Annotated in this window: 17 protein-coding genes; 2 read left to right on the plus strand and 15 right to left on the minus strand. The window is 59.6% G+C overall.

Annotation, left to right across the window (positions count from 1 at the left end; all coding sequences use genetic code 11):
* Positions 1-25 precede the first annotated feature (25 nt).
* The 7 genes from HKX41_06470 to HKX41_06500 form a co-directional block, all read right to left on the minus strand.
* A complete protein-coding gene (locus tag HKX41_06470; protein NNC23798.1) occupies positions 26-1,057 on the minus strand; it encodes a uroporphyrinogen decarboxylase in 1,032 nt (343 codons plus the stop codon).
* The gene (gene pyrF, locus HKX41_06475; GenBank protein ID NNC23799.1) at positions 1,054-1,803 is read right to left on the minus strand and encodes an orotidine-5'-phosphate decarboxylase; all 750 of its coding nucleotides are present in this window, start codon (positions 1,801-1,803) and stop codon (positions 1,054-1,056) included. Before pyrF ends, HKX41_06470 begins: the two co-directional genes overlap by 4 nt.
* A gap of 385 nt (positions 1,804-2,188) precedes the next feature.
* On the minus strand, positions 2,189-2,692 hold the full coding sequence (locus HKX41_06480; GenBank protein ID NNC23800.1) for a gamma-glutamylcyclotransferase: 504 nt from the start codon (positions 2,690-2,692) through the stop codon (positions 2,189-2,191).
* Between the two features lie 25 nt (positions 2,693-2,717).
* On the minus strand, positions 2,718-3,473 hold the full coding sequence (locus HKX41_06485) for a VacJ family lipoprotein (GenBank protein NNC23801.1): 756 nt from the start codon (positions 3,471-3,473) through the stop codon (positions 2,718-2,720).
* On the minus strand, positions 3,470-4,648 hold the full coding sequence (locus HKX41_06490; GenBank protein NNC23802.1) for a hypothetical protein: 1,179 nt from the start codon (positions 4,646-4,648) through the stop codon (positions 3,470-3,472). Before HKX41_06490 ends, HKX41_06485 begins: the two co-directional genes overlap by 4 nt.
* Positions 4,649-5,067: 419 nt before the next feature.
* Positions 5,068-6,063: a DUF2236 domain-containing protein gene (locus HKX41_06495; protein ID NNC23803.1), complete on the minus strand. Its 996-nt coding sequence runs from the start codon at positions 6,061-6,063 to the stop codon at positions 5,068-5,070.
* A 69-nt stretch (positions 6,064-6,132) separates the two neighbouring features.
* Positions 6,133-6,687, minus strand: a complete 555-nt coding sequence (locus HKX41_06500) for a TIGR00730 family Rossman fold protein (GenBank protein NNC23804.1) — start codon at positions 6,685-6,687, stop codon at positions 6,133-6,135.
* A gap of 156 nt (positions 6,688-6,843) precedes the next feature.
* On the opposite strand from HKX41_06500, the gene HKX41_06505 reads away from it, so the two are divergent.
* Entirely contained in the window at positions 6,844-7,818 is a 975-nt protein-coding gene (locus tag HKX41_06505; protein NNC23805.1) for a TerC/Alx family metal homeostasis membrane protein, read from the plus strand.
* An 8-nt stretch (positions 7,819-7,826) separates the two neighbouring features.
* Positions 7,827-8,570 carry a tetratricopeptide repeat protein gene (locus tag HKX41_06510; protein ID NNC23806.1) on the plus strand — a complete coding sequence of 248 codons (744 nt, stop codon included), beginning with the start codon at positions 7,827-7,829 and terminating at the stop codon, positions 8,568-8,570.
* Here HKX41_06510 and HKX41_06515 read toward each other — a convergent pair.
* The 8 genes from HKX41_06515 to HKX41_06550 all read right to left on the minus strand — a co-directional run bounded on the left by HKX41_06515 (position 8,550) and on the right by HKX41_06550 (position 16,200).
* Positions 8,550-9,266: a hypothetical protein gene (locus tag HKX41_06515; GenBank protein NNC23807.1), complete on the minus strand. Its 717-nt coding sequence runs from the start codon at positions 9,264-9,266 to the stop codon at positions 8,550-8,552. The genes HKX41_06510 and HKX41_06515 overlap by 21 nt on opposite strands.
* Positions 9,267-9,292: 26 nt before the next feature.
* Positions 9,293-9,949 carry a hypothetical protein gene (locus HKX41_06520; protein ID NNC23808.1) on the minus strand — a complete coding sequence of 219 codons (657 nt, stop codon included), beginning with the start codon at positions 9,947-9,949 and terminating at the stop codon, positions 9,293-9,295.
* A gap of 94 nt (positions 9,950-10,043) precedes the next feature.
* A complete protein-coding gene (locus tag HKX41_06525) occupies positions 10,044-11,861 on the minus strand; it encodes a carbohydrate ABC transporter substrate-binding protein (protein ID NNC23809.1) in 1,818 nt (605 codons plus the stop codon).
* A gap of 152 nt (positions 11,862-12,013) precedes the next feature.
* Positions 12,014-12,289, minus strand: coding sequence for a hypothetical protein (locus HKX41_06530; protein ID NNC23810.1), 276 nt, complete (start codon positions 12,287-12,289; stop codon positions 12,014-12,016).
* 12 nt (positions 12,290-12,301) lie between these two features.
* Entirely contained in the window at positions 12,302-13,105 is an 804-nt protein-coding gene (locus HKX41_06535) for a carbohydrate ABC transporter permease (protein ID NNC23811.1), read from the minus strand.
* Positions 13,105-13,986: a sugar ABC transporter permease gene (locus tag HKX41_06540; GenBank protein ID NNC23812.1), complete on the minus strand. Its 882-nt coding sequence runs from the start codon at positions 13,984-13,986 to the stop codon at positions 13,105-13,107. Before HKX41_06540 ends, HKX41_06535 begins: the two co-directional genes overlap by 1 nt.
* Positions 13,979-15,088, minus strand: coding sequence for an ABC transporter ATP-binding protein (locus tag HKX41_06545; protein ID NNC23813.1), 1,110 nt, complete (start codon positions 15,086-15,088; stop codon positions 13,979-13,981). The genes HKX41_06540 and HKX41_06545 overlap by 8 nt, the downstream gene beginning before the upstream one ends.
* Positions 15,085-16,200 (minus strand): ABC transporter ATP-binding protein, encoded by a 1,116-nt coding sequence (locus HKX41_06550; GenBank protein ID NNC23814.1) that lies wholly within the window; start codon positions 16,198-16,200, stop codon positions 15,085-15,087. Before HKX41_06550 ends, HKX41_06545 begins: the two co-directional genes overlap by 4 nt.
* Positions 16,201-16,208 lie beyond the last annotated feature (8 nt).

Genomic DNA, 16,208 nt, shown 5'->3' on the forward strand with positions numbered 1-16,208 from the left:
ACACAGTCAGCCCCGGGCATCCGGCCTAGCCGGTACCGAATTCGTGGACGGCGTCGACGAGCGCCGCAACCCGGTCCGGCTCGACCTCCGGCGTGACGCCGTGGCCAAGGTTGAACACATGGCCGGCGTGCGGCCCGAACGAATCGATGATGGCCGCAACCTCGCGTCGAATAGCTGCAGGACGGGCATATAACAATGCAGGATCAGCGTTGCCTTGTAGGGCGACGCGTTCGCCAACGCGGGCCCGAGCCGCCCCCATGCTCAAGGTTTGATCCAATCCGAGTGCGTCGGCACCGGAGTCGGCCAACGATTCGAGCCAACCGCCACCGCCCTTGGTAAATACGATTACTGGCGCCGGATCGAGCTGGTCGATGATCCTGCGGATATAGGCTAGCGAGAAGGTTTCGAATGCGGTTGTCGATAACGTGCCGCCCCAAGTGTCGAAGATCTGCACCGCATCGGCACCAGCCCGAATCTGGGCGTTAAGATAATCGGCTGTGGTATCGGCTAGCAAAGTTAGCAGACGGTGCAGCGCGGCCGGCTCATCGTACGCCAACGCCTTGACGTGGCGATAAATCTTCGACGGGCCGCCTTCCACCATGTACGTGGCCAACGTCCAGGGGCTGCCGGCAAACCCGATCAGCGGTTTGCGGCCAGCCAGTTCACGTTTGGTCAAGCGCACGGCCTCCGGCACGAACGCCAGATCCGACTCGATTGCCGGTCTACGTAGCGCGTCGATTGCCGCCGGTGTTCGCACCGGATGCTCGAAATGCGGCCCCTCACCGGCCACGAAATGCAGCCCAAGGCCCATCGACGCCGGGATGGTCAGAATGTCCGAAAATAGGATCGCCGCGTCGAGATCGAAACGCGCTAGCGGCTGCAGCGTGATCTCGCAAGCGGTCGGCGGATCCTGACACAGCGCCAGAAAGCTACCGGCGCGCTCGCGCAACCGCCGATATTCGGGCAGATAGCGGCCAGCCTGGCGCATCAGCCACACCGGTGTTGTATCGACCGGCTCGCGTGCTAATGCCTTCAGGAGTCTTGATTGTTCACTCAAGTGCCCACCTCCGCGCGGGCCGTCTGGATTTCGCGTTGAATACGGGCCGCTTCGGCGGCCGGCTCGCTAGCGTCGCGGATGGGGCGGCCCACCACGATATGATCGGCACCAGCAGCGATCGCTTCGGCCGGTGTCATCACGCGCTTTTGATCGTCGGGGGGCGCTTCGTCATTAGTGACTGGCCGGATACCGGGGACGACGGTGGTCAATGCCGACGGTGCTTCGGCGCGCAGACGCGTCAACTCCATTCCGGACGATACGACACCGTCGCAGCCAGCCTCCAACGCGCGCCGGGCCCGCGAGAGCACGAGTTGACCAACATCGCAGTCGAACCCCAGATCGTCCAGATCGCCACGATCGAGACTAGTCAGCGCCGTGACCGCAAGCAGCCGCGTATTCCCCTGTTTGGCCGCGGCAGCGGCTTCCATTATCGCCTGATTGCCATGAACCGTGATGAAATCGACCCCGCGCGCGGCGAGTTGACGCACAGCTGCGGCCACGGTGGCCGGAACATCGAACAGCTTGACGTCGACGAACACCCGTTTGCCGCATGCGGCCAGCCAGTCGATCAACTCGAAGTAGTCCGGCGTCATCGCCAGCTCCAGACCGACCTTGTAAAAGCAGACATGGTCACCGAGCGCCTCGACCATGCGTCGCGCAGCAGCCGCGTCGGCCACATCGAGCGCCACAATCAGGCGCTCGGCATCCGGAATGGGCGGCGACGACTGTACATCAGGATTTCGCATTCAAATTCCAATCAAAAACGCGTTCGGCGCACGATCGAGGCGCATCGGCGGCCACGCTCACCCTAAGCGTGTTCTCGCCACCGCATCGGCGCTTGTAAAGACTTGCAAAATTTCACTTGCAAGCAACACGCGCCCACGTCGGCATGCTCAAACAGCGGCATCCACCCGCTTAACTCAATGGTCTCCGATGATGCATTCACCAACAAGGGCATAAGCACGATAACGCAATGCAATCGTGCATGCCGCACTTATTGATTGCTTTGATCAGCGTTGCCGAGCCGGGCGGCGCCGAGCATATCCCACGACAATTGTGGTTTTCACTCTACCCAGCGCAGCTCGTCGTGTCTTGTCATGTTCTTATGGCGATTTAACGGCGACCCTGAACTCAGGCGCTGCGTGACACCGATAGCGCGTTGTGATTGGATTGGCGCCGTTCGGCGTCGGGGTCGATCGTGGCTGGATAAGCCGCCAGGCTATCGATCCATTCGCCCGATAACCGATGTTCACGTGCGCCCGCCAGCACATAGTCGAGGTACCACTGATAAGGCTGGCGCGTGGTGTCGCGGTATTCCGTCAAACCACGATAAACGGCCGCATTGATCGTCGACCCGCCGCACAGGACATCCAACCAGACGAATTCATAGGCCGGACCTTCAGCGGCGTGCAAGTATTCAAGCTGGCTGGCGTCGATTTCGAAGCAGACGCCGTGGACCACGTCGTCGCGACGGCCGGTGGCCGCGATATTGCACTTGGCCGACCCATCGCTGCTCATCAAATCCAGACCAAAGATGTGTCCAGCCATCGTCGCTGGCCCAAGCGGGCGCGCGCTCGACACGCGCGCGGCGAGTCGCCGCGTGCACATGTTCGAACCATAGGCAAAGTAATTCATCGTATTCCGGCGGGAAGCATCAGCATCACCGATCAACCTGCAGAGCGCGATAGTTCAAATAAACCGTTCGCACCAGTATATATTCGAACGGCGAACCGGTTTGGTAATAACGAAACGCCAATGAGTCACGTTTATTCAACGTGTAAGCCGTGTAGTAGGCCGCCTCGGCTGGCCGGTTACCCTGAATCTGCAGTGGATCAAGCTCGAACGACAGCGTCTGATCGCCGGCGAGGCCGACCGCGTCCCGAAGATTGGATGGACCGAAAAACGGCAGCACGAGATACGGGCCGGTCGGCACGCCATAGCGCCCGAGCGTCTGGCCGAAATCCTCATTACGCTGGTACAACCCCATACCGGTCGCCGGGTCGAATAAACCAGCGACGCCAATAGTAGAGTTGATCACGAAGCGCGACAGCGTAATCAGCGACGTCATCGGCTTGAGCTGAAGAACGGCATTGGCGAATGTGGTGATTTCACCGACGTTGCCTAAAAAATTGCCGACGCTCTTACGTGCCAGCTTCGGCGTGACAGCGTGGTACATATGTACCGCCGGCAATAGCACATATTGATCGGCAAGTGCGTTGAAACGATAGATTCGGCGATTAAAACCCGCCCAGGGATCCGTCGCCGCAATTGGATTGGCGGTGGTCTGGGCCGCCGTTCGCGACACCGGCGTGGATTTGTCCAATGTTCTGGGCGGCGGCGTACCGGCACAGCCGACAAGCGCCCAAGCCAGTGCAACGACCGCGCTGGCACGAGTCAGATCGGCGCGATGCGTCATGGCGCCACCGCTTGCTGTATGTCGCGAATGGTCTGACGTGAGGACAGGTTCCCCATATGGCCACCATGCGGCCGAATCTTTAAACGCGTGCCAAAGGTGCGCCGCAAAAATGCAACGTCGCCTTTGCTCAGGATGATGTCGTCAGCATTGGTCATGGCTCGGATACGCTTATCACGCTGCAGAAACCCGGCAATCGAGCGCAGACTGTTTTCGCGTTTTAACTGCTCGAAAGTCAGATGGCGCTGACCACGGTTCCAGTAAGGTAACAGCAGCTTGTGGACATATTGGCCGAAGGACAATTCAAACGCGCGGTGCATCGCCGCCCCACGTCGCTGATAGCGCCCCATCCGCGCGCTCTGCGGCACGACCACGCCAAGATTGGTCAGCGTGTCGGCGGCATACGCCATATTGGCCAGTGCCAGACGAAACACGAGCCCAACACCGCCTGCTAGTTCGCGCTGGCTGGCCCGCCCCGAGCGGTACATGCGATACAGCGCCTCCGTGCTGAATGACAGCGGTTTGCCGTGGCCATATGCTGTTTTGAGTTTGCCGAGCGCGCGCGCAATAAACGCCGGTGTCCCCTCGATTCCGCCGGGAATATTGTCCGCCAGCAGACGATCCATGCGCTGTACCGAATCCCAGACGCTGACCGCCGGATTAATCAGCAAGACATGTTCGAATTCGAATGTGCCACGCTGCGATGCGCGCCGCGCTAGAAAGGCTGCCTCGGTGGCCCCCAGCGAGTAACCGCCGACCGAAAGGCTCGTGATGGTCGTGTGCCGAGCCGCGTCCGCGCGCACACGCCGGAGCAGCCGAGACAAACTGGCCACGTCGGAGCTCATACGTCCCGGCACCGGATGTTCAGCCGCGCCGAGGATGAACGACACACTGGTTGGCGACGGCAGACAGGCGACGCTATAGCCAACTTCGTACAACGCGCGCAACAACGTTTTACATTTCGCCGAGTTGGCGCCAGCCCCAGTGCCCGCGATCAAAACCATTAGCGGTGCCGACTGCGGCTGAGCAGCCAAAACATAGTGCATTGGGCGCGCATACGCCAGCGTTGGCGGCGTAGATCGCTCGACGAGCGGTGCCAGTTTATGGCGATTGATCGGCACATCGTCAGGCAGCTTGGCCTGCTGTGCTGACGGTGTGCCGAGAATTGTTGCGGCCACAGGGTCCTTGATCGGCATCTTTCGGGCGGCATCCGGTCCGTTCCCCGCACCGGGGCCCTGTCGTTGTACTGGCGTACACCCGGCCATTAGCAGCGCCAGGACAAGCATCGAAACGGCAACCGGCCCAGCAAAGCCGCCACTGTCAATCCGACAACGCAAAGTTTGGGCTAAGGCATCGGCAGTGGCGTATCCGGCTCTGGTCAGGCCCACACCATTGCAACCCAAGTGTGACCGGACGCATCGGGTAACGCGCCGATCAGTGTTCTGTCTAAAATCCGCCATGCATGCGTCAGGCTGGTTCAAAACACCGACATTCTGAGCATTGATGCCGACGCTGTCGCGCCCGGCACCGCAAAACGCGCGTTTACCAAACAAGCGTTGCGATGCAATAGGCAATGAGGCGCTCGTTTAGCCAGCAGTCAGTCCTTCCAATCACGCTCTCGGATCGGAGGGTCCGGCGGTGGCCCATCGACAGGCACGTTCGCCAGATCCAGAGACGCGCGCGTCGCGCCACAGCGCCGAGCTGATCGCAGCACCACACCCTCGCCCATGGCACCCCGCAGCACCGGCGCCGCACGACGCATTGTCACGGCAGCCACTCGATAACTGGCCCGATCAAGCGGCCGGCGCTGCATTAAATTCAGCGCCCACTCGGGTAAAAGTGCAGCCCCCGCGCCCAAAAACAGTCGCCGCGACAGACCTGCCGTTTTCGACGGCAACTGGATAGCCTCCAGCCAACTCAGCGCCTCACGGGCGCGCGCATCAAAGCATAGCTCCGGTTGAACCGCACTAAAATAATCATCCATCTGAGACCTGGAGGCCGGCACGTCAGTGGCACCGAGGCGCTCGGCAACGCGGCGCGTTTCATCGAAATAGCGATCGGCCAGCCAGCGCGGCAATGTGATGCCGTTATAACGCTCATAGCCAGCCAGAAAACTGGCCATCTCGGTACAGTGGACCCACGTCAAAAGCTCGGGATCGTGCGCTGAATACGCCACACCACCGGGTGCTGCGCCGTTAACGTGATCGTGAACACGCCGCACGTGTTCGATCAAACGCTCGGCGTCATCGCGCGCGGCGTATGTCGTCCCGGCGACGAACCTGATCGTGCGGCGGAGCCGATTCAGAATATCCTCACGCATACGAGAATGGTCTCGGACACCAGCCAACGCGCGTGGATGCAGCGTCTGGAGCATGAGCGCGGCCATGCCGCCACTCATCATGCCCGGGAAATCGCGATGCACAACCCAGGTGACCGAGCCGGGGCCGAACAAACCGGGATCGCCCAGCGGCGCATCGTAGTCGATGCCAAAATCCTGTCGCGTGGCGATAACATCGACAATCTGCCGGCGCAGCCAGCCGTGGAACAGCGACTGTGTGCGTTGGCCAGGCGTTGTCGAGGCGCGCGTCCGCATGCGAACTCGGCTGAAGCGATAGTCGCTCGAGTTTATTGTTCTCGATTATGCGCGGATTGTCTCCAATTTTCACGTGACCGCGTTCTGCAGAGTGTGGAGCATCGTATCGGGTTCGGATGCGATGAGGGGCCGATTGCACTCATCAGCGCTGACAAAACCGGCCGCCGTCATAGCATCGAACATCGAGTCCAACGGCGCATAGTAGTCATCCACGTTGAGCAGCCCAATCGGCTTGGTGTGCCAGCCTAGCTGTTGCCAAGTCAGCATCTCGAAAAGCTCCTCCAGCGTGCCGAGACCACCCGGCAAGGCGATAAACGCGTCAGCCGCTTCGCTCATGGCGAATTTGCGGGCGTGCATGTCGGCCACCACACGCTGCTCAGTCAGGCCATCGTGGGCGACTTCGGCGGCCACCAACGACTCGGGGATTACGCCGAGTGTGTGTCCGCCGGCGGCAATCGTGGCGTCAGCCAGCGTGCCCATCAGACCGATACGCGCCCCACCGTAGACCAAACGTAGACCGCGCTGGGCGATGGCACCGCCCAGCGCACGGGCCGCCTGCACATAGTTTGGCGACTGGCCGGTCCGCGAGCCGCAATACACGCAAACCGATTGGATCAAGGACATAACGATTCAACGCCATTTAGAAAGTGGCGGCAGTATAGCGTGCCCGTACACATTCCCGGCAGCACCCCGGGAAGCGCGCACCGGCCGTTTCTGCGATGATAAAGGGGTTTTGAGCCGGCGCGATCAACGACCGGCGCCGACGAGTTGTGCGATTACATGGAGACAAGTACCGAACTGTGGCTGGTCACGATTAGCGGATTCGCGGCACTGATCGTGGCCGATTTCTGGACGCACGTGCGGCGTTCACATACACCGGGATTGCTCGAATCCGGGCTCTGGTCGCTTTTCTACATTTTATTGGCCACGGCGTTCGGCGCGATTATGTGGCTCATTTACGGCGCCGAACCCGGGTTTCAGTTTTTTGCTGGGTTTGTGACCGAAAAGAGCCTGTCGGTCGACAACCTGTTCGTGTTCGTGGTGATCTTATCGGCATTTCGGGTGCCCAACGACGCACGCCAGACTGTCTTACTGTTTGGGATCGTGATCGCGCTGCTACTGCGAGGCGCGTTCATCGCACTCGGTCATCAGGCTATCGAGCATCTGTCGTGGACTTTCTACGCGTTCGGCGCATTTCTCATCTACACCGCGATCAAGCTGGCCTGGCCGAGTAACGATAACGACGAACACCACGACGTCATGCACAACCCCATAGTGCGTCTAGTCAAGCGACTCGTGCCGATGTCCGACAACTTCGCGGGTAGCGCGTTGATAACGCGCGTGGGCGGCCGGCGCCTCGCCACACCGATGGTGCTGGTCATTACGGCGATCGGCGCGACCGACGTGCTCTTCGCACTGGATTCAATTCCGGCCATCTACGGGCTGACGCGGCAGCCGTATATCGTATTCACGGCGAATGCGTTCGCCTTGATCGGCCTCGTTCAGCTTTATTTCCTGCTCGGCGAATTGCTCGACCGGCTTATCTATCTCAGCTATGGCCTCGGTGCCGTGCTGTTGTTTATCGGCGTCAAAATGATTTTCGAGGCCCTTCGTGAGAACCAACTCCCATTTATCAACGGTGGCCAGCCGGTTTTCGCCGTGCCCGACATCACAACGTCGGTATCACTGGGTATCATCATCCTTATTCTGACCAGCACGACGATAGCGAGTTTATTGCGCGCACGTTTTAGCTGATTCGAGCCATGGCCAACGATCCTCGTTCACAGCAAACTGGGGACCCGCGCGAAGCGCTGTTTCGCGACTGCGCCACCAAGCTGGCGGCTGGCGACGACGACGCTAACCGTCTGCTGGCCGAGATCTCGAGCCACACCGATTACGCGCCGGGGTGGCGACGACTTGGCAAGACACTCCATGATCTCAGGCGTTTCGAGGCCGCTATCGTCGCCCTGGATACAGCACTTGCGGCCACGCCCGGCGAGCCGACTGCGTCATTGTACAAAGCCGAAACGCTGTTCGAGCTCGGGCGCCTGGTCGAAGCTGACGCCGTACTTGCCCCCGAGCGAATCAACGCTGGCCAAGCCGGCGCGGTCGCCCATTCACGCGGCCGAATCGCCTACGCTGACGGCCGTGTGGCCGACGCGCGGGTCCATCTCGAACACGCCGTGTCAGCCGCGCCCCGGATCGCTAGCGCCTGGTTTCGCGCCGGCCTGGCCTGCCACGCGCTCGGTGACTACATGAGCGGCGCCCAATACTACCGGCAAGCCCGAGCGCGCGAACCACAGATGTTCGAAGCCGCGCTAAACGAAGGCATCTGTCATCAAACCACGGGGGCGATCAACGACGCGCTAGCGGCATACGCGCTCGCCTATCAGCTCGAGCCGAGCTGCCTCGGCCGCATCGCGCACGCCTTGACGACTGGCGCCAGCGGCCGGCTCTGGCTCAATCCGGACGCACTGGCCGCCGAGTTAAGAGGACTCGTCGTTTGAGCGCCGCGCGCGGTATGCGCGGCGGTAGACGCCGGTTTCCGTGGTCAACGATCGCCCCAGGCGATCGAATTCGGCGGTCTGGTCCGCATCCATCGTCTCACAGCGCAGGTTGAACGACTGGCGCGGGACCGGTATGCACTGGACCACAGGCGTACCACGCTCGAGCCGCCCCTCGAAATTCGGATCCGTCCAAACGGCGGGAAACAGGATGCCGACATCGTGATACTGGTCGGCGTCGACCAGCCCTGTCAGCGGCCGAAACGGTAGATCGTCGCGATTGGCTGGCGGCATGGCCAGCAACGACCACCCCGCCGGCAACTCTACCGTCCAGAAACTATTGAATTTGACGACAACCTGACCATCGCGGGCCATCGGACTGCCTTCGACCTGGGCCGGCACGTGAAAACTCAAGGGGGCGCGCGGATGCTGGGCCGCTGCGGGCTCCGGAACCGGCCAGTCCCAGGAAAATACGCCGTCGCGGACATCGATATCGCAGGGCAACGGCATCATGAAGCCGTACTGCATAGCATCCAAAAACGGCGGACATTGCTTCACGGTTCGGATTGGCTGGTCGAGTAACGACGAATGGGCATTGGCCGGCATCGACCGCAACCAGTCGGGCAGTGCCGAGCGCGCGGGCTGCGGTTGCGGCACATGCGCTTCCAGGTTGGGATCACAACGAAATACGATATCCATCGATCCGACCGGCAACAGGCGCCGTACTAATCCGTGCGGCTCAAATTGAACGCGAACGAAATCCGTTCGCGCGAACCGTTATACGGGCGTACCTGATGCTGCAGCCAACCGGGAAACATCAGCAAAAGCCCGGCTCTCGGGGTGAAGGTGATCGTCGTCCCGCCGCTGTTCTGGCCACCGTCGGCAATGATAAGCGAGGGATCGTGCATGGCCACCTGCGGCCCACGGGGGTCCATAATCTCGAACTCACCGCCAAGTGCCGGATTCTCGGCACAGCCACCGTCGTCGACATAGTAAGTCGACGACCACATCGCGCCCGGGTGGCAATGGAAATCGTTGGCGTGGCCGGGACCGTTTATATTGGCCCAGGCACGCCACAGCCAATCGACCGCCAACGCGTTACCCGAACGATCCAGTGTCATCTGGTTGGCCATCGCCTTGCCAGCGTTGACGATGGCGCGCCCACTGTCACCCGCCCACTCGTCGATCGGCGCTGCCGAATGCCACCCACCACGGTTCGACGCGCGCTTGCCAGCCTCTACTTCACGCTGTGCGCGCACTTTCGGCACCAGGTCGGCGTTAATCGCTTCCGCGCCGGGGACTATCGCGGCGACCACGGGCGTGGCGAAAAAATAACCGACGCTTGGATTCAGTTCGGTATCCGAGGCCTCGTTGGCTGCCACCACCGCCTCCTCAATGGTTCGGTTTCATGGATTACACAAAAAAGGCCCGGCGCACGCAAACGCCGGGCCCGGTTCGAACGCTTGTAAGACCGGTTTAACCGCTCAACGCATCCGGATCATCGAAGGCCTTGAGCAACTCTTCGTAGGGCTTGGTCTTGCCCTTCGGATTTTCGTTTTCGACCTTCGGCTTGGGCGCACCCGATGCTTCGAGCCAATGATCCTTGCTCTTCTTCGGATTGAGCTTCGGCGGCGCCTTCTTCAAAACACCAGCCTTGGACAGACGAGCCATGGTCTGATCCATCTTCTCACCCACACTATCCATCGCCTCCTGCGCGGACTTATCGCCAGTGACAGCCGGAGCCACGTTCTTCCACCAGATCGGCGCCAGCTTGGCGTAGTGCGGCACGCCGGTGCCGGTGGGCGTCCAGTACTTCACGGCCGGACTCCGATAGAACTCGACCAGGCCGCCCAGATACGGTGCCGCCTTGGTCATGGCATCCATATCGACATCAGACTTGCGGAATGGGGTCAGAGCCGCGAACAGTTTACGACCCGAGATGGCCTTGCAGGTCGTGAACTGCGCGTACAGCCACGCTGCCTTCATCTTCTTCTTCGGCGTGTATTTCGGCATGGTCCAACTGCCCATGTCCTGATAGCCGACCTTCATGCCGGGTTCCCAGTAGGGGCCGTGCGGCGATGGCGCCATACGCCACTTCGGCGTGCCGTCGTCGTTGACCACCGGTAGACTCGGGTCGGTCAAACTCGACGTGAACGCTGAATACCAGAAGATCTGCTGGGCAACATGGCCCTTGGCCGGCACGGGTCCGGCGCTGTAGAAGGTCAAACCGGTGGCTTCCGGCGGCGCATATTTCTTCAGCCAACTGACGTATTTCTCGATCGCATAGACCGCGGCCGGCCCGTTGACCGCACCGCCACGTTCGACCATGGAGCCAACCGGGTTCATGTCATCGTCGATCCGGATGCCCCAGTCATTGACCGGGCGACCGAATGGAAGGCCCTTGTCACTCATGCCAGCCATCGACAACCAACTGTCGTGGATACGCCAACCAATCGACGGGCCTTTCTTGCCGTAGTCCATGTGGCCATAGACCCGCTTGCCGTCAATGTGTTTGACCTTGTTGGTAAAGAAGTCGGCAATGTCTTCGTAAGCCGCCCAGTTCACCGGCACATTCAGCTCATAGCCATATTCGTTTTTGAATTTCTGCTTGAGATCCGGCCGGTCAAACCAGTCCTTGCGGTACCAGTACAGATTCGCGAACTGCCCCTGCGGCAATTGATAGACCTTGTTATCACCGGGCCAGGTCACCCAATCTTTACCAATGAAGTCATCAAGATCCAACGACGGCAAGGTGATGTCGTCGTTATCCTGCATATAGTCGGTGATCGTATGCGTGACTTCCAGTCGCGGCACCGTGCCGATGAAATCCGAATCGATCGTAAAAATGTCGTAGATGTCCTGATGGGTTTGCGCCTCGGTCAGGAACTTGGACACCGTTTTGCCTTCGCCCATCAGATCGTGTTTGACCGTGATGCCGGTCAGATCCTCGAAGGCCTTCGTCAGGACATTAGACTCGAACTTGTGGGTCCCGGTCGATTCAGAGACCGCGTTGATCGTCATGCCCGAGAACTGCTCGCCCTTTTCGACGAAGAATTCGAGCTCCTTGCGTTGCGCCTCCTTGGAAAGCGACGACGGTTGGAGATAATCCATCCATGCGTCAATTGCTTCCTTACCGGACTTACCGCCGGCTGGATTGGCGCTTTCCGGCACATGACCAAGCTGTGGGAGCCCTTCGATCTGGTTCTTCGCGAAGGCATTGAGTGGCCCCACGAATGCAGTCGCACCTGCGACCGCAGCACCACCTTTCAGTACTTTACGCCTATCGACACTCACGTCCGACAGCTTGCCGGTTCGGCTTGTGCTGTTTTCGTCATCCATGTCGTTACTCCTTAAACTGGCTTTATTAAAACCAAGCGTTGCCATCCCGCTCGGTCATCCACAACGGCGTCTCGACCGATTGAGCGCGGCGCCGTTTTCGTGCCTATTTAGCCGACTGCGATCAAAAGCACCACCCAAACAATCGCGATCGGAATCAATATCCATTTCGTCAGCGGGATGAGCGCAACCCAGATGGCCGTAATGTAAGCCATCGACAACAAACTGATGAACAGCCGATCGCCGCGGGTCGTTTTCATCGGAATGATGTAGCCACGGCGAAAATCCGTCGGGGACACGAGCTCCCAGATGCCCATGCTGACCAGCAGCAGAAATATGCTGCCGAAAAAAAGCGCCGTCGGAAGCGTCCAGTACATCCAACCCAGCATTTTTCGCTCCTAGACGCGGCCGAGCGCGAAGCCCGTCGCGATGTGTTTACGCACAAACCAGATTACGGCCGCCCCGGGGATCAGGCTGAGCGTGCCAATGGCCGCAAGCAAACCCCAGTTCACGCCCTGCACTGAAATCGCGCTGGTCATCGCCGACGCAAATGGCTTGGCATTGGTCGTGGTCAGAGTTTGCGGGATCAGCAGACTAATCCAACTGAACATGAACAAAAAGAATGCTGTCACGCCGATGCCCGAGCGGATCAACGGCACGAAAATCTGGATGAAAAATCGCGGCAGCGAGTAGCCATCCAGAAATGCGGTTTCATCAATAGCGGTGGGCACCCCCGACATGAATCCTTCCAGAATCCAGATGGCGAGCGGCAGATTGAAAAGCGTCTGACAGATGGCCACGGCGATCACCGTGTCGAACATACTCAGCGTGTGATAGAGGTTGAAAAACGGCAACACAAAAACCGCCGGCGGCGCCATCAAGTTGGTCAGCAACCAGAAAAACAGATGCTTGTCACCGAGAAACCGATAGCGCGAAAACCCGTACGCTGCGGGCAATGCCAGCGGCATGACAATGGCGATATTCAACAACACATATTCCAGTGAATGCAGAAAACTGCCCCACCAGAATTCGTTGGTGAAGATCGTCATGTAGTGGGCCACCGTTGGATCGGCCGGCCAGAAGCTGAAAACCGTCTGGATGGCTCGATTGGTCTTGAACGACATGATGATCATCCAGTAGAGCGGCACCATCAGTGCCGCCAGGAAGACCCCTAGTCCGATACGACTCGCCCAGATGCGCATTAGCCTTCCTCTCCGACGGTGCCACTACGAGTCAGCAAGATGTAGAACAAATAACTGATAAGCAGAATAATCAGGAAATACAACGTGCCGAACGCGCCTGCCCGGCCCACGTTGAGTTGGTTGATGGCGATGATCTGCAAAATCTGTGTCAGGAATGTGGTCGCGTCCCCTGGGCCACCGCCGGTGATCAAAAACGGCGCAGCGTAGATCTTGAAGCTGTAGATGAAGCGCAGGATCAACGCGATGGTCAAAACGCCCTTGAGTTTCGGCAGCTCGATGTGTCGAAACACCGCCAAGCGCGACGCGCCGTCGATACGCGCGGCCTGATAGAACGCGCCAGGAATCGCACACAGCCCGGCATAGGAAAGCAGGGCGACCAGTGACGTCCAATGCCAAATATCCATCAGGATCAGCGTCACCCAGGCAGACACCCCGTCGGTCGCGTAGTTGTAGTGGATACCGAGGGTATTGTTTACGAAATTCCCCAGTAGGCCGATATCGCTACGGCCGAAGACCTCCCAGATAAAGCCCACAATGTTCCAGGGCACCATCAGCGGCAACGCTAGGAACACCAGGATGAGGCCCGACCAGCGGCCACCACGTGGCATCGTCAGCGACACGGCAATCCCCAGCGGGATCTCGATAGCCAACGTTACAGCGGTAAAAATCGACTGCCGGCCGAGCGCCTTCAGTATGTCGGGATCGTGCATTACATCCACGAAATGCTCCCAACCGACAAACAGATGAGCGGTCGGACTATAAACCTCTTGGAACGAATAGTTGATGACCGCCATGAACGGGACCAGCGCGTTGAAGAACAACAACAACGCCGCCGGTAATACCAGCAGCCAGGCCCGATTAGTGTGAAAACGGCTATCCATTGGAGCGCTCCGACTGCTTGGTCACGAGGCGGTTGTCGGCATACAGACAACTCCATTCCGGCGGGAAACGAAAACCCGCCCGCGTCGCGTCGACACTGATCGCGTCGTTGGGCACCCGCGCTTTAACCTCGTGCCCGGCGAGTTGCGCCGTCACGATGCGGAACTGCCCCATGGGCACGACCCGGTCAATGGTGACCGGCGTCCCTTCATCTTCGGGCACGAGCTCGACGAACTCAGGACGGATCCCCAGCTGGAGATCCTTCGCCTCATGCTGGGCCGCAGCATCCGCAACCTCCGGACTGAGCTCGATACGTTGATCGCCTATGGAAGCGGCCCCCGATGCGATCGTGCAAGGCAAGAAATTCATCCCCGGGCTACCGATGAAGTAGCCGACGAACGTATGTTCCGGTCGCTCGAACAACTCCTGCGGCGTGCCGACCTGGACCATTTCACCTTCTGACATGACCACGACCTTGTCAGCGAAAGTCAGCGCTTCGGTCTGATCGTGTGTGACGTAGATCAATGTCTTGTTGAACTCGGCGTGGATTTCTTTGAGCTTACGCCGCAGCTTCCATTTCTCTTGCGGGTCGATGACCGTCAACGGCTCATCGAAAAGTATGGCCGTCGTATCTTGGCGCACGAGACCACGCCCCATGGAAATCTTCTGCTTTAACTCGGCCCCCAGATTCGACGCGCGTTTTTTCAGCACGTGTTCCAAATCGAGCATTTCAGCGACGGCGCGCACGCGCTCGGCGATGTGGGCCTTGTTTTCCTTTCGATTTCTCAGCGGAAACGCCAGATTATCGAAAACCGTCATCGAGTCGTAGAGCACGGGGAATTGGAACACTTGCGCAATGTTGCGCTCTTCCGGCGACATCGCCGACACGTCCTGGCCGTCGAAGTAAATCCTGCCTTCCGATGGCGTTAGCAAGCCGGAACAAATGTTGAGCAGCGTGCTCTTGCCACAACCGGACGGGCCGAGCAGTGCGTAAGCGCCACCGTCATCCCAAGTGAAATCCATGCGTTGCAGCGCATAATCGTCCGACGATTGTGGACTGCCGCCGTAAGAATGGGCGACGGCGTCGAACTGGATCTGGGTCATGAAGCCTCCTTCTGGCCGTCTCCATCGGTCGGCGCGCTGGACTCAGGCGAAACCAGGCGCATACCGTCGGTGTCGAATGCAAACAAGTTATCGGCGCTAAACCCGAATGCGACCGATTCGCCCGCTTCCATGCGAACGACACCGGTTTCGACCGAGACCCAGGGCTGATCGTGATAAATGAAATGTATAAACGTTTCGGACCCGGTCACTTCGGTCACGTCAACGTGGGTATCGATGCGTGAGCTGTGGTGTGCCGGGTCATGGATTTCTATATGCTCCGGCCGTAAACCGAAGGTGTATTGCCCATCGGCGAGTTCGGCCAGATGCGCCGGCACCGCGCCCACATCGTCTTCGCCTAGAAGCACACGTCCGTTGTCGATACGACCAGTGCCAAAATTCATGGGCGGGTCGGAAAATATCTGGCCAACGTGCGTCGTGGCTGGCGCCGCGTAAACTTCTGGCGCCGGCCCGGCCTGGACAATGCGCCCTTCGTGCATGGCTATCGTGGTGCCACCGAGGGATAATGCTTCCCACGGATCGGTCGACGCGTAAACCACGATCGAATTGCGGCCCGCAAATACGCGGGGCAAATCTTCGCGCAGCGCCTCGCGCAGTTTGTAGTCCAGATTGACCAGCGGCTCATCGAGCATGATGAGGTTGGCTTCACGCACCAACGCGCGCGCCATCGCCATACGCTGCTGCTGACCACCCGACAACTCGGCCGGCAGCCGATCCAGCAAGCCATCGATGCGAAGTCGCTCCGCTTCCGCACGGACACGGCGATCGATCTCGGATTTCTCGACGCGCGCCAGCCGCAACGGCGACGCAATGTTGTCGTAGGTCGTCAACGACGGGTAGTTGACGAACTGCTGATAAACCATCGCGACATCGCGTTTTTGCACCGCCATGCCGGTCACATCCTGACCGTCGACCAGCACTCGCCCCGCCGAGGGTTTATCGAGCCCCGCCATCAACCGCATCAGGCTCGTCTTGCCTGCTAGCGTAAGCCCCAGCAAAACATTGACCGAACCGGTTTCGAGTGTGAGGTCGATCGGCGCGATATGTGTGTCGCGACCGACGTGTTTGGCAACTTGTTGTAGCGTCAGCGCCACTTGATAAT

Source organism: Salifodinibacter halophilus, from assembly GCA_012999515.1.
Taxonomy (GTDB): domain Bacteria; phylum Pseudomonadota; class Gammaproteobacteria; order Nevskiales; family Salinisphaeraceae; genus Salifodinibacter; species Salifodinibacter halophilus.